Genomic DNA, 19996 nt, shown 5'->3' on the forward strand with positions numbered 1-19996 from the left:
GCTATGTTGGACGGCATGTTATGAGCATGCTGGGTTGTCAGCTATATTGGCGCAGGCTTGGTCTTCAGCAGGCTTGGTCTTCAGCAGGCTTGGTCTTCAGCAGATTTGGCCTGCAAATGCGGATTCCCTTTCGTTCGCGGAAGGTCTAGAACCGCGGGGGGGTTCGAAATTTTGAAAGACGGATTGCGCTTGGCGATCACTTGGGGATGTCGAGCTTGGGGATATCGAGCTTGCGGATACCGATAAAGTGCGTGGCGATCCTGACGCTGCCGATCGCACTCGCGGCCTGCGCCGGCGGCCTGCCGGGCTTCGGCGACGACGGCAAAAGCATGTCCTATACCGCCGATCGCAACGGCACCAACCAGCCGTTTCCCAATAATTACCGCACCGACTTGCTGGCGTTCATGAAAACCTATCTCAACAATCCGGTGGGTGTGCATGAGGCTGTGGTGGCCGAGCCGGTGCAGCGTACCGTCAGTGGTCACGTGCGTTACGTCGCCTGTCTGCGTTTTTCCGCGCGGGAATCCGACGGCGGTTATCGCGAGCCGAAAGAACGCGCGATACTTTTCGTCGATGGCCGGCTCGACCGCATGGCCGAGAACGCCGGCGAACTCTGCGCCGGTGCGGTCTATGCGGCGTTTCCCGAGATGGAAAAGATGACGCGATAGCGTTTCATCAACGTTTCATCAACATTTATTGGCGCCGACGAACAGCGCCTCGCGATCTCCTGCGCCCCGCCCACGATTTTCTGTCGACTTTTCCGTCGACGCTTCAAAAGCCCCGTGGAACTTGGATCACTTTTAGGCGAGCCGTGAGTTCCAGTGTTACTCGCTGGACGCAGTGCAACACTGCGAAGTGGCCGTTTTGTCGGCAAAAAAAGAGAATCCCGATGGAACAAAATGGCGTCGTTGCTGCGCAGTAACAGTTGAGAAACAAATGTGATCTGGCGGTGCCACGAAGCAACCAAATTGCCGCCACGTTGTTTGATTGATGTCACCAACGTCAATAACGGGGAACTACTCCATGAAAAAACTTCTGCTCGGTGCAGCCGCTTGTATCGTGTTCGCTGCTCCCGCATTCGCGGCCGATCTTCCGGCGCGGACCTATACGAAGGCTCCGGTCTATACGGCGCCGGAAGCGGTCTATAACTGGACCGGCTTCTACATCGGCGGCCATATCGGCGGCGCGTTCGGGGGCAACAACAGCCTTGGGGGAAGCAACGGCCAGTTCCTGGGCGGCATCCAGGGCGGTGCCGACTACCAGTTCGCGACCAACTGGGTGATCGGTGCCGAGGCCCAGTACAGCTGGCTTGCCGGCGGCAGTGGCAGCAGCACGACGTTCCCGCTGGGAACCACGGTGACCGGGAACACCAACGAACTTGGCTCGGTGACCGGCCGGCTGGGCTATACTTGGGGTCCGGCGCTGCTCTACGCCAAGGGCGGTTACGCCTGGCGCGACGGTGTTGGTGTCGGCGCCAGTAATGCTGCCGGCGCGCCGGTGGCCTTTACGACCGATGGCACCCACCGCGACGGTTACACCGTCGGCGGCGGTCTCGAATACATGTTCGCGCCGAACTGGTCCGTTAAGGGCGAATACATGTATTACAATTTCGGCAGCACCACCTTTACCGGCGGGCCCGCGGAGATCATCGGCGCCAAGTTCCGGGAAGACGAGCACACCTTCAAGCTGGGCGTGAACTATCGCTTCGGCTGGGGTGGCCCGGTGGCCGCGCGCTACTGAAACCGATTTACATCGTGACGGAAAAGGCCGGTTTATCGCCGGCCTTTTTTGTTGCGGCAGCATGAGAGGCAAGCGAACGAAAATAATTTTCGTCGGTCATGAAACTTTTGCCAGCGATCGGTTATTATGACTGTGCCGGTTGGTGGACAAACAAACATGCGTGTTTTGACGTTAGCGTTGGCTTTTTCCGCGATCGCAGCGCCGTGCCTGGCCCAGACCGTCCTGAAATCCGAGCCGCTGATGCTGGCGCCCTATGAAACTGCCTTCGTGCAGGATGCTTCATGTCCTGTCGGGAAGGTGCTTAAAATCACGGGCGCGATCCGGGGGCTGCATCGCCGGAAAGCCTGCGTTTCGCTCGCCGCGGAGCAGGCGTCGCTGGTAGAGGCCACGCCGTAGGGCGCGGCACCGGAGCGCGGTGTTTGCCGGCTGGCACGGTTGCCCCGTGCCGTCCGGCTCCTGATTCGCGCGAATACCGATTCTCACGAACTCAGCTGTAATTCCGATTCGGCTTCACGCTCGGCGTCGGCCTGATTCCTGGCTGGATCTTCCTGCGGGTCGGGACGGCAGGACCTGATCTCATAATCATTGTCCAATAGCGGCCGGGGGGCCGGCCGGTCCGGCTCGGTTACCGCGTCGACCACGAGTCCGCTTTGCCGGGCCAGCTTCCAGACATCCGCCTCGGTCGGATAGGCCTTGCTCAGCTTGGCCTCGTTGCAAAACAGCGCATAGGGCATCATTTCGGCTCCGCTAAACTGCCCTAACGCGCCAAGCCGCCCCAGGGTTGCAGCCCCGGGGTGCGGCCGGCATTTCGGCGAGAGTCGGTCAAAATCGGCAAATTTCAGCTGGAATCGAGGGGCCGGCGCGGCTGTTTTGCGGGAGTCCCTGAGTCGTAAACGAGTCCTGAATCACATGAGAAATAATCCCCGAGACTCCCCGGCTAGAATCGCCCGATGTTTCCGCCCGTCATGGGAACGATCCTGCAAACCTCCTGCGAGCGCGTGCACCTCACGCTGGCGGTGGCCTTATTGGCCGCCTGCGTCGCCAATGTGTTGCTGGTCTGCGCCTGGCTTTAGCGCACAGGTCGCATCGGCTAACCGCCGGCCGCGAAGTTGTCGCTGCGTACCGCCCAGCCGGTGACGCGGCCCTCGATCAGCGAGAAGATCACATAGAGGGCGACGCCAAGCGCGGCCAGGATGAAAAGCCCGGCAAATACCAGCGGCACGTCAAAACTTGAGCTCGCGATCATCATCAAATTGCCGATGCCGCGGTTGGAGGCCACGGTCTCGGAGATCACCGTGCCGACGAAGGCCAATGTCGCCGCGACCTTCAGCGACGCGAAGAAATAGGGCATCGTCCGGGGCAGGCCGACATTCCACAGGATTTCCAGTTTGGTGGCGCGCAGGGTTTTCATCACGTCCTGCAGTTCGGGTTCGGTCGCGGCAAGCCCGGTGGCCACATTCACCACGATCGGAAAGATGCACATGATCATCGCGGTCAGGACCGCCGGCACGGTGCCGGCGCCGAACCACAGCACGAAGATCGGCACCACCGCCACTTTGGGAATCGAGGAAAATCCCACCAGCATCGGATAGGCGACGTCGTAGGCCAGGCGCGACGAGCCGATCAGCATGCCGAGCAGGATGCCGATCACGATGCCGAGCGCAAATCCGACCAGCGTGGTATAGAGCGTCTGCAGCGCGTGCGGCCAGATCGCGGGAAACCGCGTCCACAGCGTCATCAGAATCTCGCTCGGACGCGGCAGCACGATGTCGGAGACGTGGAACAGCAGACACAGAAGCTCCCAGGCGACGAAGAAGCCGAGGATGCAGGTCATCGACAGAATGCGGCGCCGCAGCTGTTCGTTCATGATGCGATCTCCTGGACGGCACGGGCGGCCACGATGCGTTCGCGCAGCCGCTGGGTGAGCGATACGAAGTCGGGTTCGAAAGACACTTCGATGGTCCGCGGACGCGCGAACGGAACCACGCTGTCGTCGACGATGCGGCCGGGACGCGCCTGCATGACGCAGATTCGCGACGCCAGATAGGCGGCTTCCTTGAGGTCGTGGGTCACCAGCAGCACCGTCGGCCGTTTTTCGATCCACAGGTTCTGCATGATCTCCCACAGTTCCTCGCGGGTGAACTGGTCGAGGGCGCCGAAGGGCTCGTCGAGCAGAAGCAGCGTCGGATCATGGATCAATGCCCGGCACAGCGAGGCCCGCTGCTGCATGCCGCCGGACAATTGCCAGGGAAATTTGTCGCCGAAGCCGGCCAGGCCGACCTGCGCCAGCGAGGCCTCGACGCGGTCGCGATATTCAGATTTGCGCTTGGCCGAGAATTCCTGCTTGAACGGCGGCACGATCTTGAGCGGCAGCATGACGTTGTCGCGAATGTTCAGCCATGGCAGCAAGGTCGGGTTCTGGAATGCCATGCCGATCCGGACATGGTTGGCGCCGACCTCGCGGCCGGCGACGAACACATGGCCTTGCGAGGCCGTCAGCGTCCCCGCCACCAGCTTGAGAATGGTCGACTTGCCGCAACCGGAGGGACCGACCAGGGCTACGAATTCGCCATGGCTGATGCGCAGGGATGTTTCCGCCAGCGCCGTGACCTGGTTTTTGTCGCTGCCAAAGGTCACTCTGACCTTTTCGAGGTCGATCACATTGCCGGCGGGGAACGCCGGCTGGGCTGGCGAAGCGTCCATCGGACTAGCTTTCTTTGCGGGAGGTAATCGCGGCCATCGTGGTGTCGGTATTGCGCGGCATGGCGGCCGGCATCTGTTGGATCGCATGAACCGAGCGGCCAAAGCCGCGCGCATTCTCCTGCAGCACGCGATCCTTCATCACGAAGCGTCCACGCACCAGCGTGTGGATCGGCAACGCGGTGGCCTTGCGGCCCTGCCACGGCGAAATCTTCGAGCGCGACTGGATCAGCGCGTCGTCGATGGTCCATTCTCTGGCGACGTCGACGATGGCGATGTCGGCGTCCGAACCCACCGTCAGGGTGCCCTTGCGGGGGTAGAGACCCCAGATCTTCGCGGGGTTCTCAGCACTCCATCGCACGTAGTCTTCGATCGTGGCGCGGCCGCGATTGACCTCGGTCAGCATCAGCGGCATCTGGGTCTCTACCCCCGGAAAGCCGCAATCGACCGTCCAGATGTCGGCGCGGGTCTTTTCTTCCGGCGCATGCGGCGCGTGGTCGGTCGCGATGATGTCGATCGTGCCGTCCATCAGCGCGTCCCACAATGGCTGCCGGTTGCTGGCCTCGCGCACCGGCGGATTGACCCTGATAATGCCGCCGAATTTCTCGTAGTCGTGCTCGGACAGCAGCAAATAATGCGGGCAGGTCTCGCCTGTTATGTCGACGCCACGGGCCTTGGCCTCGGCGAGCGGGCGCAGCTCGGCCGCCGACGAGATATGCAGCACGTGAATACGCGCACCGGTCCATTCGGCGAGTATCGCCGCGCGTGCGACGGCTTCGACCGCGACCACCGCCGGCCGCGCCGCCAGATGCGCGATCGGCTCAACGCGGCCGGCGGCGCGCAGCCGCGACTCCCGCCGCTCCATGATCGAATTGGTCTCGGCATGCAGCGAGATCCGCTTGCCGGTCGGCGCCACCACCTCGAACGCTTCCAGCATCGCGCCGGTGGTGGGCGAGGGGATGCGGCCAAAGGTGTTTCCCATATAGAGCTTGAAGCCGATGATGCCGCCCTCGATCAGGGCGCCGACATGCTCGATGCTGTCCTCGCCCAGCACCGCATAGAGCCCGTAATCGACATAGGCTTTGGCGGACGCGATTCTGTGCTTGTCGGCGAGGGCTTGCGGCGTGCCGATGGTCGGCAAAGTGTTCGGCATGTCGAATACGGTCGTTACGCCGCCGAACGCCGCGGCGGCGGTGCCGCTGGCGAAGTCTTCCTTCTGGGGATAGCCGGGATCGCGAAAATGCACGTGAACGTCGATGGCGCCGGGCAGGATATGAAGCCCGTTCGCATCCAGCGTCTGCGCGGCCGGAGGCATCGCCTCCGGCGCACCGATGGCGTGGATCAGGCCGTTCTTGATCGCGATGCTGGCGCTATAGCTTGAATTCGGCGAAACGATCGTGCCGCCGTTGATGACCAGATCGACTGTGTCGGACATGATCAGATCTCCCGTCACAACATCGCCCAGCCGCCATCGACCGGCAGATCGACGCCGGTAATCTGGCGCGATACGTCGCTGGCGAGAAACAGGCAAGCATTGGCGACGTCGGCATCCACCGTTACCCGCTTCATGGCGTAATCGGCGGCGTGGCGTTCGGCGGCCTCCGCTTCGGAGATGCCGAGCTTCTGCGCCATGTCGCGGCAGACCTTGTCGCGGAAGCGGGGGCCATCGACCATGCCGGGCGCGACGCAATTGACGTTGATGTTGAACTGGCCGACCTCGAGCGCGAAGCTTTTGGTGATGCCGCGCAGGCCCCATTTCGAGGCCGAGTAGGCGACGCGTCCGGCGCGTCCGCGCATGCCGAAGGTGCCGCCGACATTGACGACCTTGCCGTAGCGCTGCGCGATCATGGTCGGCAGCGCCGCGCGCATGGTGTGGAAGCATCCGTTCACATTGAGGGTGACGATCTCGTCGAACTCCTCCGGGGTGGTTTGCACGCCGGTCTTGCCGATCGGGCCCGACCCGCCGGCGACATTGACCAGGATGTCGAGGCGGCCGCCGAATTGGGCCTTGGTTTCCTCGACGGCCTCTTCACACTGTTTTGCATCGGTGAGATCGCAGGGGATGACGATCGCCATGCCGCCGGCGGCCTTCACTTGCGCGGCGACCGGCTCGATCGCCGCGGTGTCCCGTCCGACCAGGGCCAGCTTGCAGCCCTCGGCCGCGAAAGCATGCGTGATGGAAGCGCCCATGCCCTTGGCCGGGCCGGTGATAAGCGCAACTCGATCGCCAAGCGAAAGCTTCATGGAAATTCATCCGTGCTGTGTTGGAAAGGTTAGAAATTGCCGTTCGGTATCGTCACATGGCCGGGCGGATCGCGGTCGGCCGCTCACTGGCCGGCGGCAGGAAACTGCGGTCGAATATTTCCGAGGTCGCGGGCGTGCGCGGCAATTCCTTGGCCTTGACCAGGATATCGATCGCCTTCGTCATCCGCTCGTCGCTGACATCGCCGAGGCCGATCTTGGCAATTTCCGGATGGCTCATTTCGTCGGCCAGGGTCGCATCGAGCCGTGCCCGCTCGATCGCCGGCTTGATCAGGGGCTCGCGGGTCGCGACGGCGTCGATCGCGGCCTGCGGATCGGCGATCGCGTCCTTGATGCCGTGGTTGAGCGCCTTGAGGAAACCCTTCACGGCCTCCGGATGCTCCTTCACGAATTTGCGCGAGACGATGATCGCGTTGGAATAAAGATCCATGCCGTAATCGCCGAACTTGATGAAACGCAACTGCTTGTCGGGATCGACGCCCGTGAGTTTCGCGCTGAAGCGGATGGTGGTGACATAGCCGAACACGCCGTCGACCTGTCCCTGCATCAACATCTGCTCGCGCAGGCTGGGCTGCATGTTGACGATCTCGACCTTGCTGCAATCGATCCTGGCCGTGGCGCACAGCGCCGGAAACAGTTTCAGCGCGCCGTCGTTGGCGGCGCCACCGAGCTTGCGCCCGACAAAATCCGCCGGCGTCTTGATCGGGCTGTCGGCCTTGACCGCGACCGTGAAGGGCGGTCGATTGTAGAGCATGAAGACCCCGACCGGCGCTTCATCCGGCTTCTTCGCCGCAAGCTCGATCAGCGCATTGATGTCGCCGAAGCCCATGTCGTAGGCGCCATTGGCTACTTGCGGGACCGCCGCACCCGAACCGTTGCCCTGATCGAAGGTGACGTCGAGGCCCTCCTGTTTGAAATAGCCGCGATCCTGGGCCAGGAAAAACATTCCCTGCGGCCCCTCATACTTCCAGTTCAAAACCAGCTTGATCTTGGTGTCAGCCTGGGCGGCGGCCGCGGCGCCGGTGGTGAAGGCCAATGCCAGCGCAAGCGCCTGCATGCCACGAAAAGCGTGGTGTCCGATCATCGGAGTTTTCCTGTTAAGTCTGGGACCAATTCCCGGTCCGGGCCTGGGTGCGGGCAGGCTCACCGGGTCTTGCTATCAAGCTAGCTCTTTTAAGTGAGCTAATCTGCTGCTAGTTTTCGTCATCAGCGGTGCAAAAAAGGCCTCACTGGAGACGCCATGCGACATCTGAAGCTGCTGGCCCATGTGGTCGAGGTCGCGCGCATGGGGTCGATCCGCAAGGCCGCCGAGCGCCTCAACCTGACGCCGTCGGCGATGAACCGCCGCATTCAGGACCTCGAGGCCGAAGTCGGAACCCCGCTGTTCGAGCGCCGTCCGCGCGGCGTGCGGCTGACGACCGCAGGCGAGATGTTCGTGCGCTATGCCCGCAGCCAGATCGCCGAGGCCGAACGGATGCTGTCGCAGGTCGAGGATTTACGCGGCCTGCGCCGGGGACCGATCCAGATCGCGTGCAGCCAGGCACTGGCGCTTGATTTCCTGCCGTCCCACATCGCGGCGTTCCAGAAAAAGCATCCCAAGGTCCTGTTTGATCTGCGGGTGATGGATCATGAGCGCGCACTGGCAGCACTTGCGGCTTACGAAGTCGACCTCGCGCTGGTCTATCGCCCGGCGATGTGGCCGTCGCTGCGCGTGATCGCGAGCATTCCGCAGCGGCTGGTCGTCATCGTTCGCTCCGATCATCCGCTGGCGGCCAAGAAAACCGTTCGGCTGTCGGAATGCGCCGAATATCCGGCCGCGCTGCCCGATCGCACGCTGAGCGGCCGGCAGATCCTCGACGAGGTCACCACGCGGCGCGACCTGCGCTTCAACACGCTCGCTGAATCCAATTCGTTTGAAATGTTGAGGGGGCTGGTTTTTCGCTGCAACATGATCTCGTTCCAGATCGAGATCGGCGCGCCCACAGGCGATCTCGGCATGGGCCTGACCGGCCGGCCGGTCGATGTGCGCGATCTTCCGACCGCCGACCTCGTGATGTGCCAGTTGCGCGGCCGCAGTCTTCCGGTCGCCGCGGCGACCTTCGCCGAACTGATGCTCAAGAGCATGCAGAAAACGCCAACGGGGCAGGTTTCTTGAATCACAAGCGTCTTAGATGCCGAACATCCAGACCGTGACAATCGCGCCCAGCACGGCGAGGCCGGAAATCGTCCAGCCCGTCATATAGGCCGAGTCATTGTCGTCCGGCCGGTCCACCATGCTGTCGTGCCACTGAGACATGATCGCCTCCTATCCGCGCGCGGATATCTCGTCGGGAATAATCGCGGTGGTGGCCTGCCGGTTCCCTCCGGCTTCAAAGAAACCGGTCAATTGGCCGGCAATGGCGTGCCGGCGGTGCGAACCAGCCGGTCCGCCTTCTGCAGAACGTAGCTGTTCTCCGGCTGCTCGCGCGCAAAGAAGCTGAAGGCCACAAACAGCGCACAGAACGTCAGCCCTACCAGCATGACCCTGCGGTGGGTGCTCTTGTCGGCGTTGTGGAATGACGAGGACATGCAAAAGCCATACAGCCTGCACGCGAGAGCGCAATCTGGCTCTACTTTTAACCTTGCCGATGAAGGTTACTCACCGCGCCAATTTTAACAGAACTGAATCGATCGCCGGGCTTTGGCCAGGCTTGGGCCGGGTCGCGGCCACCATCAGGCAGCCGCGAACGCGAGGTGACGCGGCGGGTTTCGTTGGCGTCAGGCATCTGCCTGGGACGACGCACTTGCGAGCTTTGGTCCGGACCATGCGAATCATGGATTTGGGTTCGGGTTGGTTTTGCTGAGCCGTCCCACCTTGCGGGCGCGCTCCCACACCTCGACGTCTGCGCCGTCGGCATATTGCCGGGCGGTTTGCAGCGCAGCGTCGTCCGTTGGCGCGACCAGGTCCTTGCGCGAAGTCACGCGGTCATTGGAATCGATCAGGTAGGCGCGGTAATCTGGCATGATGTTCCCTTCCGGGAACAACGCCTGAGCGCTCGAACTTTCGAGCATGGGGCCATGCCGGAACCCGCGGAACTCGCATCGGCGAAATCCGGAACCGAGCAGAAGCCGTTGAAAGCATTATGGATTGCAGATTGGATCGGCGCGGCTCTGCCGGTCGCGGCATCCGGTGGGATTGGACCGCGATATCCCGGCCGCGACGCGATCGACTAAGCCCTGACCTGGTCCCGAAGCTGCTCAAACTGGCTGGGACTGTAGGCGGCCCCGTCCGGTGTGATGATTTCAACGTTCAAGCATCCGTCCGACAACAGTTCGGTGGCCTTCTTCATCGCGGCGGGCACGGAATCCCGGCGTAGCCTGATGATTCCTGACGTATCGAGCGCGGTAATGAAAAATTTCATGGGCGGCTCCGATTCAGCTGGTCGACCATTCTGACCCGGAAAGCAGCTGCGTCAAGAGCGCTGAATCCAGCCGGGCGATGGGGCCGCTGACGCCGTGTCCGCTGAGTGGCTGGTGCCGGTTGAGAGGATTGAACTCCCGACCTTCGGTTTACAAAACCGCTGCTCTACCGCTGAGCTAAACCGGCCAACCCAACTCAATCATCGATCGATGCCCGGAACATTCCGGCGTTGCCTGCCGCAAACCGGTGTGGATCGGGCAGGCGGGCCGTCGAATAACAGACTTGTCCTGCCGCGGCTAGGCGACCTTGCGCTGATCCTGAAGCTGAAACTCCAGGTCCTCGATCAGCTGGGCCAGCCGTTCCCGCGTCAGGGGATCGGACGGCTCCAGGGCCAGTCGGCGGGCTTGCGCCAGCCTTCGGTTGAGTTCTTCTCGGTCTCTGCGGGTCATCTGGAGGCTCCTGCCCAGTAGACGGACGGATCCTTAAAATGTTCACAGAGAGCTTCACACATCGTTAACGATCCGTGACCCGAAGCACGCATCACCTGAGGCGGGTATCTCGTTGAGGTAGCCCGGTGGGGAGCCACGGTAACGGCCTGTTTCGACCCCTTGGGGGCCGCATTTGAATCAGGCAAAAGGGCCTTTTTCGATCAAGAAGATCGATTCCCGGATTAGGTGTTGTTTTTCCGGAACACCAGTAAAAGTAGCGGCTTGGTTCCTTGCAAGCAAAAAGGAACATGCTCATGCCAACTCGCTTTGGCGTCACCGATACCCTTACCTGCCCGAAATGCAAAAATTCCATGCGCCTGACGAGGCGCACACCGCATCCATCGCGGGGCGGCGATTTCGAAAGGCAGACTTTTACCTGCCGGGTCTGCCGCTGTGAAATCGAGAGAGACGCAGATCCCACGGGCGCGGTCGCGGCATGAACCAGCAACCACCTACGCCGTGGCTTCCCACGACGCGCGATCGAGATCTCGCGCAGCTGGACTGCGCATCTCGCGATGAAGGAGGTATCGAGGATCGGTGGATCAGCGCCTTCATCAAACGCCTCAACTCCGCAATCGGGAATATCGGTCGCAAGAAATGAAGCGCTGTGGGATAAATCTCTGCTTCACGAACTGACGACGACGGCGTCCGACGGGTGCGTCAGTTTCTCGGGTCGTGGGCTTGCGGGTGCCGCCTGCGTCCACCCCGGCGCGTCCGGGCATGCAATCTCCACCCGGCACCCGGGACCGGAGAAGATCGTCAGTCGAAAGCCGTGCAACTTGACGATCGCGGTCACGAGATTGAGGCCAAGACCCACACCCGGCGTATTTCTGATCTTGTCGGAGCGATAAAAACGCCGCTGCACGGCATCGCGCTCCTGGGCGCTGATGCCGCCGCCGGTGTCGGTCACGCGGATGATGGCCGCGCCTTCGCCGTGCAGCAATTCGACCCTCACTTTTCCGCCTTCGGGCGTAAACTTGATGGCGTTGTCGATCAGGTTGGCGACCGCCTCGATCAACAAGTCGCGGTCGCCGCGCACGGTCAGACGATGCGTCGCTTCGACGTGCAGCGCGATATTCTTGTTTTCGGCGATCGGCTCATAGATATCGCACACCTCGTCCAGCATCTCGTCGAGCGCGACCTCGCCGAAACCCGCCGACCGCCGGCTGTTTTCGATCTCCGCCAGCCGCAGCAGCGCGGTGACGATCGTCAGGGCCTGATCGATGCCCACAATCGACTTGTCCGCGACGGCCTGAAGCTGCTCCAGCGTGGTGGCATTGGTGCGCCCGCGCTCCAGCGTCAGCCGCGCGCGCGTCAGCGGCGTTCGCACGTCGTGGGCGATGTCGTTGCCGACACCGGCGAGCGCATGGATCATCGTTTCCATCTTGTCGAGCATGCCGTTGACGATGATCGCGAGTTTCGAAAGCGGCTCATCGACCGAGCGATAGGGAAGCCGCTCGCTCAGATCGCCGGCAATGATGCGCTGGACCCGCTGGTTGATTTCCTCGATACGTTTTTGCGCGCGCACGCTCAGCCACGCGCCGGCGATCAGGCAAAGAAAGAAAGCCGGCACCAGGCCGAGCGTAACCGCGAGGCCAACGACATGGGAAATCTTGTTGGCTTCGTCGACTTCGCGTCCGATCACCAGCACATTGCCGTTCGGCATGCGCCTCGCGATGGCGCGGACGACACAATTCGTCTGCCCGCCGTCCGGAAGCATCTTGACAATGGGGACGCTCTGAACCGTGTCATTCAGCTTGAGCTCAGGCGGCATCCGCTCCAGATTGCCGCCAATCCTGCGGCCGTCCGGATCGAACAGTCCGGCATGCTGAAGGCTGCGGGAATCCTCCTTCAGATGTTGATTGATCGCAATCAATCGACGCTCTTCCGGTGTCGCCGCAATGATGTTCAGCGTGCCGGCGAGCACGCTGTCGGATCGCGCGATCAGGTATTCTTCGGTTTTCCAGTAGATGAAGCCGAACAGCGCGGCGACAAAAATGGCCAGCACGGCCGTCACGGTCAGGGCCCAACGGAAGGTGGTCGTGTATATGAATTGCGGTGAACGCATCTGGTCTCGCCGGCTGGATGTCCTTAACTGACGTCGACAGCGGCGGTTCGCTGCCAGCCGTCTAGATTTTTTGGCCCGTGCGAAGGATGAACCCGGTGCCACGGACACTGTGGATCATAGGGGTATCGCCAGGCCCGTCTACCTTATGCCGCAGGCGGCCCATATGCACGTCGACAAGATTGGTCGCCGGAACAAATTTGTAGTTCCAGACCTCCTCGAGCAGCATGGCCCGCGTCAGCAACTGATCGCAGCGCTGCATCATATATTCGAGCAGACGAAACTCGCGCGGCAAGAGGTCGATGACACGCTCTCCGCGCTTGACGGTGCGCTCGATCAGGTCGAGCTCAAGCGGTCCTGCCCGCAGCGTCCGCTCGCGCGATTCCGCCGGACGGCGCAGCAGCGCTTCGATCCGCGCAATCAGTTCCACGAACGCGAATGGTTTGGTGAGATAGTCGTCGCCTCCCATCCGCAGTCCGCGCACGCGATCGTCGACCGCGCCAAGCGCACTCAGCACCAGCACCGGGGTACGCACCTGATCCTTCCGCAGCGCCTCGATCACCGTAAGGCCGTCCATTCCCGGCAACAACCGGTCGACGATCATGGCATCGGGCCGCAATGAGCGCGCCCGGTCGAGGCCTTCGATCCCATTGGCCGCCCACACGACTTCAAAGCCGCAATCGGACAGTTCGGCGGTAATTTCTTGCGCCGTTTCGCTGTCGTCCTCGATCAGAAGCAGTGTTGTCATCGGCCGACCCTCAACTACCGCGAACTTGTTCGCGGTGCCCGGGCGTGCAACCGCCGAAGCCGTATGTTTACCCGAGACGACTGCCATCATATGTCAACGCCCTGCGGGACAACGGGGTCCCTGATTGGGAATACCGGTTTGGGGGGATACGCCGTCCGCCCCGCGGCGGTCTGACACGCATCCGGGGCAGGCGCGGGGGCCTACCCGTTCAAGACATAGGTATGATCAATCGGCCCCGCCATTAAATTGCGTGTTAGCTTCGCGATCACCGCGTCGTGCCGGTCCGCTCAACATTCTGTGATGGGGGAAGCCGGGCCTTGGCCATGGCGATCAGACAGGCGTCCTGCGAAGTTGAAATGGTTCCGTCGCTGCATTCGAATCTGGCAGGCGCGGCATCGGCAACCGGCGCAGGGTTGGCCGGTGGGATTGCCGGCACTTGGGCTGGCTGGGACGCGGGGGCAGGCGCCTGCGCCACCAACTTCTGGAAGTCAGCGCAGCCGGCGCACCAAACCAGCATCAATAGAGCAAGGGCTGACCGCACTTGCGTAGCCTCCGGCGAGATCTCAGCGGCCAACAGGATTGGTCTTGTCTCGGCCAAGCCGGCAGCCCGCGGCTTTTTGCAGCATACAATGGCCGCGGATGATTCGGACACATCCGGTCGCCGCGCTGGAAACCTGACCACCCGCGCCGCGGCGCTATGGTCGATCCGCGAGAATCAAGTCCTGCCGGGGAGAAACGACATGGTGAACAGGCTGACGCCGGCGGTTGTTGCATTCGCTGTATCGATGGTTCTTCTCTCGACCTCGGCGCACGCCGTAGATCCCGGCTTTTGCAGACAATATGCCAAGGCCGCCCTCACCCAGGTGCGCGGCGGATTGTCCAGTCCGGCCTGCGGCGGCGGCCTGCAGGGCGCCCGCTGGTCGACGGATTTTGCGGTTCATTACGAATGGTGTCTCGGCGCCTCGTTCGCTGCCGCGGGCACCGAAAGAGATGCGCGCACGCAGTTTTTGAGAGGCTGCGCCAGCCGATGATGTGAGCGCGGCCCGTCGGTTTTATGTGGTCGACGCCGCTGACAGCGCCTGCCGCGATATCAGCGGGTCTAGAAACCGCTACCGAAGGGGTGCACAGGGATAGGCTGACAGGTGTAATCGGCACGATCGTCCCAGCTGCCTCTCCTTCGCCAGGCGGACCAGGTCATGTAGTCATAGGTCCGGCTGAACGGATTTCCCGGGTCCCTGGGATCGCACGCGACATTCTGGACATGGTTGGGGTTCACGCGCTTCGCCGTTTCGGTCTGCGCCATTGTCGGTCCCGCCAGCACGAAGGAAACAACCGCGGCAGCGCCAACAAGCCTGAGTTTCGTCATGCGTTCCTCCTTCATCGGTACGGCAGTATGCCAACAACCGTAGCCCAGGGCACCGGCAAAGATTCGATATTTGTTTCGGTTTATGTCCGCGAACGGCTCAAATAGATGTGACGGCCGCACCAACAGAGCCTGTGGCGTCGGATGTTCCAGATCCGGCTTGTGCCGGCTTCAAGGCGGTGTGAAGTTGCGGGATCGAGCAGCGCGGCGGGGCAAAGCAGGCCATTGATGTTTGGAGTTCTGGGATTGGGTTTTTTGCTGGGCATGCAGCATGCGCTCGAGGCCGACCATATCGCGGCGGTCTCCAGCATCGCCGCGCGCCGCACCGATGTCGGCGATATCGTCAAGCATGGGCTGACCTGGGGGATCGGCCATACGCTGACATTGTTCGCCTTCGCCGGCGCCGCGCTGGTGATCGGTCACGCGATCCCCGAACACCTGTCGCGACCAATCGAGACCGCCGTCGGCATCATGCTGGTCGGCCTCGGCGCCCATGTGCTGTGGCGGCTGTGGCGGGACCGGGTGCATTTTCATCGGCACAGCCACGACGACGGCAAGGTGCATGTCCATGCGCACAGCCATGCCGGTGAAACCATCGCCCACGTGAGCGCGCCGCATCGGCACGCGCATGGCTTTCGCTGGCGCACGCTGCTGGTCGGACTGATGCACGGCATGGCCGGCTCGGCGGCGCTGCTGGTGCTCACGGTATCGCAGGCTTCCAGTGTCGTGGTCGGGCTCGGTTATGTCGCGCTGTTCGGGGTTGGCTCGATGATCGGGATGGGCGCGCTGTCAACGGTGATTGCAGTGCCGCTGGCGTTTTCCGCGCGCTGGCTGACCTGGGCCAACAGCGGCCTGCAGGGCGCCGTCGGCGTCATTACCATCGCGATCGGCGCGCGGACGATCATCGAGACCGCGTTGACGTGACGGGCGCGGATTAACCGGCGTTAATAGTCTGATATCGCGATCGCTCGCAATTGACGGAGCGTGAAGGCTTTGGCGTTAGGCTTACCGCCAATTTGGCCGGCGGCCTTAACCCTTGGACCGGTGCGTTCGCTTAGGGTACCGCCCGTAATCGGGACCAGACATCATGCGCGCGGCATTTGCATTGGGCTTTTTGATCGCGACCACATCGACGGCGTTGGCCGACAGTCTTCCCGTCATCGTCATTCCCGGCCGCGCCGGCGTGCCCATCATCATTAACGGCGTCGACGCTTCCTATGCCGTGGTCGAAGGCGACTGGGGACTCGGCAAGGGCCTCCACATGCAGCCCACGGTCTATGGCGGACATCCGGTCGATCCGGAGCCGAACGTCGGTCATTACTACCCGAGTTCCGGCCACTTGCCGGGGTATGGACGCCTGGAAATCGAACCGCCGTCGAACGGCAGGCCGAAGCAGGCCGAGAGCTTCCATCAATCGTGGTCCGCGCAATCCACCCCGCAGCCGGTGCAGCCCGCCGTTCCGTTTTATCCGCCGCCGGTCATCGTCGCTCCGCAACACCACGAGGCCGTCCCGCAGGATCCCGCCAACCCGCCACAGGATTTTCAATATCGAAAACCCCGGAAGCTTCCCCAGTAAACCCAAGCCGACAAGAACCAAGTCGACAACAACCAAGCCAACAAGAAACAACCCACAGGAGAGAGTAATGCGTCAGACGATTTCAGGATTGGTAGCGGCGTTAGCCGTGGTAGCTTTGAGCGCCGTGCCCGCGATGGCGTGCGGCGGAGGTTGCTCGCCATGCGGACAGGCCTATGTCAGCCCGTGCGCACAGCCGCAGGTCTACGTGCCCCCGGTTGAGCCGACCTATTCCGGCTGCAACAGCTGCGGCTGGGCCCATGAACGGCTCCCCGATCCGGTGCAGCAGTATGAAGTCGCCCCGGCGCCGCGGCAGCAGTATTATTACGTCGATCAGGGTCCGACCTATAGCGGTCCCGGCAATTTCGCGCCTTATCCGACCTATCGGGAAGGCGGGGTTTCGGGCTGGCATGCCTATCGCCATCACCCTTATTACTACGGCGCCCATCACTACCGCCCCTGGCATGAGCACACCGGCTATCACTATGGGTACGCGCCCCATCACGTCTATGGGCCGCGCTACGGCTATCATATGCCGATGGCGCCGCATCACTACGGCTATCGCGAGCACACGCAGCGCCGCTATTACTGATCGCTGCGTTTAACTGCAGGAATCCAGCGAAGACGCCCGTTCGCAACTCGCGAGCGGGCGTCTTCTTTTGGGGATGTTCAACCCATCAGGCCGAGCCTGGTAGCGCCGATATAGAGCGCCAGCACCGCGGCATTCGACACGTTCAGGCTTTTGATTTCGCCGGGCATGTCGAGCCGGGCCACCACGCTGCAGGTCTCGCGCGTCAATTGTCGCAGGCCCTTGCCCTCTGCGCCGAGCACCAGCGCCAGCGGTTGCTGCAGGGCGATGGCGCCGAGATTCTCGCTGCCCGCGCTGTCGAGCCCGACGGTCATGAAGCCCTGATCGTTCATCTCGGTCAGCGCACGCGCCAGATTTTGCACCGTGACCAGCGGCACCAGTTCCAGCGCGCCTGAGGCTGATTTCGCCAGCACGCCGGTCGCCTCGGGGCTGTGACGCGCCGTGGTGACGATGGCCTTGACCGCAAAGGCCGCCGCCGAGCGCATGATGGCGCCGACATTGTGCGGGTCGGTGATCTGGTCGAGCACCAGCACGATGCCTTCCTGCGCCAGCGCATCGATCTCCGGCGAGGGCAGGGGATCGGCTTCCGCCAGCAGGCCCTGATGTACGGCGTCCGGCCCGAGGCGCTGGTCGATCATGGTCGGCCGCACGATTTCCGGCGTGACGGGGATTTTGATGTTGTCGTCGGCCAGACGCCGCGCCGCGTTTTCGGTGAGCCAGAGCTTGCGAATCTGGCGTTGCGGATTGGCCAGCGCCGCCACGACCGTGTGCCAGCCATACAGGATGACCGGACCGTCAGGGCTGGATTCACGGCCGTGCCAGGCCGGCCGGCGGCCGGATTCGCGGGGTCTGTCGGGGCCCTTGCCGCCGCTGCGCCGGAACTTGGGCTTTCGATCGCGATCGTTCATGACAAGTCTTTCATGGCAAGGCTTGTGTCACGGGTTCCGAATAATGGCAATTTGGGGTCCCAAAGGCCTGAATTGGCCGCGGATCAGCCGGCGGCGTTGGTTGACTTTGCCACCGCCCATCCGCCATAAACCGCCCGACCGGGAGCTCGCCATCGGCCCCCGGTATTAACGTCATCGGTAGCCTAGCTGCCGCCATTTCGGCGGGTGGGTTGCGATGGGGTCTAAATGGGGGAGTGTCCCGAGTGGCAAAGGGAGCTGACTGTAAATCAGCCGTCTTATGACTTCGAAGGTTCGAGTCCTTCTTCCCCCACCAAGGTTCGAGTCCTTCTTCCCCCACCAGCCTTCGCTTGCTGCGCAAGCTACGGCTCGGCAGGCCACAGTTCGGCAGGCCACAGTTCGGCAAGCCACAGTTCGGCAAGCCACAGTTCGGCAAGCCACAGCGGATGGGCCGCTTTATGGGAGCCACGGCTCGGCTCGCCCTCCTGCTTCGCGCGCCGCGAAAGCTGACCGGTGTCGATCTTTCAAGCCTGGCTTAGCAATGAGAGCATCCGGTTTCGGGTTCGCGCGCTGAAGGCGAGGTTTCGCGACCAGACCGCGGAGTTCGACGTCATCCGGCAGCATGTCCGGTCCGGCGATATCGTCTGCGACATCGGCGCCAACAAGGGCAGTTTCATCTTCTGGCTGTCGCGCTGGTGCGGAACCGGCCGGGTGGTCGCCTTCGAACCGCAGCCGGAATTTGCCCGGCGCCTGGCCGAGGTGTGCCGGGCGATCGGACTGGACAATGTGCGCGTCGAAGCCAAAGCCGTCTATTCGCATTCCGGCGATCAGGAGTTGTTCGTTCCCGCGGGCCATTCGCCGGGCGCGTCGCTGACGCACAAGGCCGCGGAGGCGAGCAGCTTCACGACGCTGTCGGTACCGGTGGTCGCGCTCGACGATTATTTCGATGCCAACGACAAAGTCACGCTGCTCAAGATCGACGTGGAAGGCGCCGAACTCGGTCTGTTCAAGGGGGCGGAGCGGATGCTGCGCCGGCATGCGCCATTGCTGGTGTTTGAATGTGAAAATCGACATCTGGCGTCAGGCCATGTCGGCGAGGTGTTTTCCTACCTCGAAACCCTTGGCTACCAAGGCAGCTTCGTGTGCCGCGATCGGCTGTTGCCGATCGCCGAATTCGATGCGGCGGTGCACCAGCGCCAGGACGGCGAATGGTTCTGGAAGAAGAGGGATTACTGCAACAATTTCGTGTTCCGCAAAGCGCCGGCGCGGCCGTAACTGCGGCGCGAAGCACGATGGCGAATGGCATCGTTTCATTCGATGCCGGTTCGGCGCCTGCCGTGAAACAGTCCGGAAACACGATTGTTCGGACCCGCCGTGAACGCGCTCCGAAAGCGTTGCGACTGATGGGCACGACACGGCAAAAAGCCGGGCAATCAAGTCACGCCATCAAGTCACGCAACAGCCAATGGAGAGGGTCATTTTACGCAAGGCAGCGACGATCATCAGCGACAGCGTGCGGGCTCCGGCGTCGACGGCAGCCGGCGACTGGCACGACATGTCAGGCCATCACCGCTATTACGGCAGTTCGGCCTGCAACGGCGGCGAACGGATCGCCGAAACCCGGCGCGGCCAGCGCCCGCGATTGGTCAATGTCTGCGGCTTCTGACCTGAGAACTTCGACCAGGAATTTCGACCAACAGTTTCAACAGCGAATTTCGGCAAAATAAAAAGGCGCGGCGGGATGGCTCCCGTCGCGCCCCGATTTTTTGCACTCGCTGGTCCAGGGCTGAGAGCGCCCCGTTGCCAAGCCCTGGGGCTTAGCGGGCGATCCCAGCGAGGTGACAGCGCTTGGTATAAGACACTGGATCACCTCCTTTCGCTGTTGATGGAAGCCCCAATATAGGCGGAAAATCACCGCCTGTTAAGGGGTGGCCCGCCGATCGGTGGTTGAGGCGGCTCGCGCGGCATGTTAGTTGATCGGCCGCGCGCGGGTGTAGCTCAATGGTAGAGCAGCAGCCTTCCAAGCTGAATACGAGGGTTCGATTCCCTTCACCCGCTCCAGCGCCTCCGCACATCCGCCCCGCTGTCTCAGCGTCCAAATCCCGGGAAATCAAAATGGCCGAAGCCGACCTCGATAGTGTCATTCGGTCGATCGCGAAGAAG

General features: G+C 62.4%; 27 protein-coding genes and 3 tRNA genes. 14 read left to right on the top strand and 16 right to left on the bottom strand.

Translation table 11 applies throughout. The features are described 5' to 3' along the window. Positions 1-230 precede the first annotated feature (230 nt). The 3 genes from ABR948_RS17315 (at position 231) to ABR948_RS17325 (ending at position 2136) form a co-directional block, all read left to right on the top strand. Positions 231-668, top strand: a complete 438-nt coding sequence (locus tag ABR948_RS17315; RefSeq protein WP_428120035.1) for a hypothetical protein — start codon at positions 231-233, stop codon at positions 666-668. A gap of 355 nt (positions 669-1023) precedes the next feature. Then, a complete protein-coding gene (locus ABR948_RS17320; protein WP_428120037.1) occupies positions 1024-1740 on the top strand; it encodes an outer membrane protein in 717 nt (238 codons plus the stop codon). 156 nt (positions 1741-1896) lie between these two features. After that, positions 1897-2136, top strand: a complete 240-nt coding sequence (locus ABR948_RS17325) for a hypothetical protein (RefSeq protein ID WP_428120084.1) — start codon at positions 1897-1899, stop codon at positions 2134-2136. Positions 2137-2219: 83 nt separating this feature from the next. Here the strand turns inward: ABR948_RS17325 and ABR948_RS17330 are convergent, their stop codons facing one another. Beyond that, the gene (locus tag ABR948_RS17330; RefSeq protein WP_428120086.1) at positions 2220-2474 is read right to left on the bottom strand and encodes a hypothetical protein; all 255 of its coding nucleotides are present in this window, start codon (positions 2472-2474) and stop codon (positions 2220-2222) included. A gap of 216 nt (positions 2475-2690) precedes the next feature. Here ABR948_RS17330 and ABR948_RS17335 point away from each other — a divergent pair, with 216 nt between their 5' ends. Next, positions 2691-2813, top strand: a complete 123-nt coding sequence (locus ABR948_RS17335) for a hypothetical protein (RefSeq protein WP_428120039.1) — start codon at positions 2691-2693, stop codon at positions 2811-2813. Between the two features lie 17 nt (positions 2814-2830). Here the strand turns inward: ABR948_RS17335 and ABR948_RS17340 are convergent, their stop codons facing one another. Genes ABR948_RS17340 through ABR948_RS17360 form a run of 5 tightly spaced genes read right to left on the bottom strand, consistent with a single transcriptional unit; the run spans position 2831 to position 7786 of the window. After that, entirely contained in the window at positions 2831-3607 is a 777-nt protein-coding gene (locus ABR948_RS17340) for an ABC transporter permease (RefSeq protein WP_428120041.1), read from the bottom strand. Then, the gene (locus ABR948_RS17345) at positions 3604-4443 is read right to left on the bottom strand and encodes an ABC transporter ATP-binding protein (RefSeq protein WP_428120043.1); all 840 of its coding nucleotides are present in this window, start codon (positions 4441-4443) and stop codon (positions 3604-3606) included. Before ABR948_RS17345 ends, ABR948_RS17340 begins: the two co-directional genes overlap by 4 nt. Positions 4444-4447: 4 nt before the next feature. Next, positions 4448-5875, bottom strand: coding sequence for an allantoinase AllB (gene allB / locus ABR948_RS17350; RefSeq protein WP_428120045.1), 1428 nt, complete (start codon positions 5873-5875; stop codon positions 4448-4450). 14 nt (positions 5876-5889) lie between these two features. Further along, on the bottom strand, positions 5890-6684 hold the full coding sequence (locus ABR948_RS17355; RefSeq protein WP_428120047.1) for an SDR family NAD(P)-dependent oxidoreductase: 795 nt from the start codon (positions 6682-6684) through the stop codon (positions 5890-5892). Between the two features lie 52 nt (positions 6685-6736). Further along, positions 6737-7786, bottom strand: coding sequence for an ABC transporter substrate-binding protein (locus ABR948_RS17360; protein WP_428120049.1), 1050 nt, complete (start codon positions 7784-7786; stop codon positions 6737-6739). Between the two features lie 156 nt (positions 7787-7942). Between ABR948_RS17360 and ABR948_RS17365 the strand changes: the two genes are divergently transcribed. Beyond that, positions 7943-8857 carry a LysR family transcriptional regulator gene (locus ABR948_RS17365; protein WP_428120051.1) on the top strand — a complete coding sequence of 305 codons (915 nt, stop codon included), beginning with the start codon at positions 7943-7945 and terminating at the stop codon, positions 8855-8857. A 12-nt stretch (positions 8858-8869) separates the two neighbouring features. On the opposite strand, the gene ABR948_RS17370 is transcribed toward ABR948_RS17365, so the two are convergent. From ABR948_RS17370 to ABR948_RS17395, 6 genes are all read right to left on the bottom strand, one after another. Further along, positions 8870-8998 carry a hypothetical protein gene (locus ABR948_RS17370; protein WP_428120053.1) on the bottom strand — a complete coding sequence of 43 codons (129 nt, stop codon included), beginning with the start codon at positions 8996-8998 and terminating at the stop codon, positions 8870-8872. Between the two features lie 86 nt (positions 8999-9084). Next, positions 9085-9270 carry a hypothetical protein gene (locus ABR948_RS17375; protein ID WP_428120055.1) on the bottom strand — a complete coding sequence of 62 codons (186 nt, stop codon included), beginning with the start codon at positions 9268-9270 and terminating at the stop codon, positions 9085-9087. Positions 9271-9513: 243 nt separating this feature from the next. Next, complete coding sequence (locus ABR948_RS17380) at positions 9514-9753, bottom strand: hypothetical protein (RefSeq protein ID WP_428120057.1); 240 nt, start codon at positions 9751-9753, stop codon at positions 9514-9516. Between the two features lie 158 nt (positions 9754-9911). Continuing rightward, positions 9912-10103 carry a hypothetical protein gene (locus tag ABR948_RS17385; RefSeq protein ID WP_428120059.1) on the bottom strand — a complete coding sequence of 64 codons (192 nt, stop codon included), beginning with the start codon at positions 10101-10103 and terminating at the stop codon, positions 9912-9914. A gap of 110 nt (positions 10104-10213) precedes the next feature. Continuing rightward, positions 10214-10288: transfer RNA gene (locus ABR948_RS17390), tRNA-Thr, on the bottom strand. A 110-nt stretch (positions 10289-10398) separates the two neighbouring features. Beyond that, on the bottom strand, positions 10399-10551 hold the full coding sequence (locus tag ABR948_RS17395; RefSeq protein ID WP_428120061.1) for a hypothetical protein: 153 nt from the start codon (positions 10549-10551) through the stop codon (positions 10399-10401). A 172-nt stretch (positions 10552-10723) separates the two neighbouring features. On the opposite strand from ABR948_RS17395, the gene ABR948_RS17400 reads away from it, so the two are divergent. Then, complete coding sequence (locus tag ABR948_RS17400; RefSeq protein ID WP_428120063.1) at positions 10724-10987, top strand: hypothetical protein; 264 nt, start codon at positions 10724-10726, stop codon at positions 10985-10987. Between the two features lie 228 nt (positions 10988-11215). Here ABR948_RS17400 and ABR948_RS17405 read toward each other — a convergent pair whose 3' ends face one another. Together ABR948_RS17405 and ABR948_RS17410 are read right to left on the bottom strand one after the other, a co-directional pair. Next, a complete protein-coding gene (locus tag ABR948_RS17405) occupies positions 11216-12658 on the bottom strand; it encodes an ATP-binding protein (RefSeq protein ID WP_428120065.1) in 1443 nt (480 codons plus the stop codon). 61 nt (positions 12659-12719) lie between these two features. Then, entirely contained in the window at positions 12720-13403 is a 684-nt protein-coding gene (locus ABR948_RS17410; protein WP_428120067.1) for a response regulator transcription factor, read from the bottom strand. A 740-nt stretch (positions 13404-14143) separates the two neighbouring features. Between ABR948_RS17410 and ABR948_RS17415 the strand changes: the two genes are divergently transcribed. Further along, positions 14144-14434, top strand: coding sequence for a hypothetical protein (locus tag ABR948_RS17415; RefSeq protein ID WP_428120069.1), 291 nt, complete (start codon positions 14144-14146; stop codon positions 14432-14434). Between the two features lie 68 nt (positions 14435-14502). Here the strand turns inward: ABR948_RS17415 and ABR948_RS17420 are convergent, their stop codons facing one another. After that, positions 14503-14769 (bottom strand): hypothetical protein, encoded by a 267-nt coding sequence (locus ABR948_RS17420; protein WP_428120071.1) that lies wholly within the window; start codon positions 14767-14769, stop codon positions 14503-14505. A gap of 225 nt (positions 14770-14994) precedes the next feature. Between ABR948_RS17420 and ABR948_RS17425 the strand changes: the two genes are divergently transcribed. The 3 genes from ABR948_RS17425 (at position 14995) to ABR948_RS17435 (ending at position 16931) form a co-directional block, all read left to right on the top strand. Then, positions 14995-15690 carry a HoxN/HupN/NixA family nickel/cobalt transporter gene (locus ABR948_RS17425; protein WP_428120073.1) on the top strand — a complete coding sequence of 232 codons (696 nt, stop codon included), beginning with the start codon at positions 14995-14997 and terminating at the stop codon, positions 15688-15690. Between the two features lie 163 nt (positions 15691-15853). Then, on the top strand, positions 15854-16342 hold the full coding sequence (locus tag ABR948_RS17430) for a hypothetical protein (protein WP_428120075.1): 489 nt from the start codon (positions 15854-15856) through the stop codon (positions 16340-16342). 67 nt (positions 16343-16409) lie between these two features. After that, a complete protein-coding gene (locus tag ABR948_RS17435; RefSeq protein ID WP_428120077.1) occupies positions 16410-16931 on the top strand; it encodes a hypothetical protein in 522 nt (173 codons plus the stop codon). A gap of 77 nt (positions 16932-17008) precedes the next feature. Here ABR948_RS17435 and rlmB read toward each other — a convergent pair whose 3' ends face one another. Next, on the bottom strand, positions 17009-17836 hold the full coding sequence (gene rlmB, locus ABR948_RS17440) for a 23S rRNA (guanosine(2251)-2'-O)-methyltransferase RlmB (RefSeq protein ID WP_428120079.1): 828 nt from the start codon (positions 17834-17836) through the stop codon (positions 17009-17011). A gap of 227 nt (positions 17837-18063) precedes the next feature. On the opposite strand from rlmB, the gene ABR948_RS17445 reads away from it, so the two are divergent. From ABR948_RS17445 to ABR948_RS17460, 4 genes are all read left to right on the top strand, one after another. After that, positions 18064-18149: transfer RNA gene (locus tag ABR948_RS17445), tRNA-Tyr, on the top strand. Positions 18150-18346: 197 nt separating this feature from the next. Next, positions 18347-19108: an FkbM family methyltransferase gene (locus ABR948_RS17450; RefSeq protein ID WP_428120081.1), complete on the top strand. Its 762-nt coding sequence runs from the start codon at positions 18347-18349 to the stop codon at positions 19106-19108. Between the two features lie 190 nt (positions 19109-19298). Beyond that, positions 19299-19499, top strand: coding sequence for a hypothetical protein (locus ABR948_RS17455; protein ID WP_428120083.1), 201 nt, complete (start codon positions 19299-19301; stop codon positions 19497-19499). Between the two features lie 321 nt (positions 19500-19820). Then, positions 19821-19894 (top strand) — tRNA-Gly (locus ABR948_RS17460). The last annotated feature ends 102 nt before the right edge of the window (positions 19895-19996 follow it).

The sequence above is a fragment of the Bradyrhizobium sp. genome, from assembly GCF_050014615.1.
GTDB lineage: Bacteria > Pseudomonadota > Alphaproteobacteria > Rhizobiales > Xanthobacteraceae > Bradyrhizobium.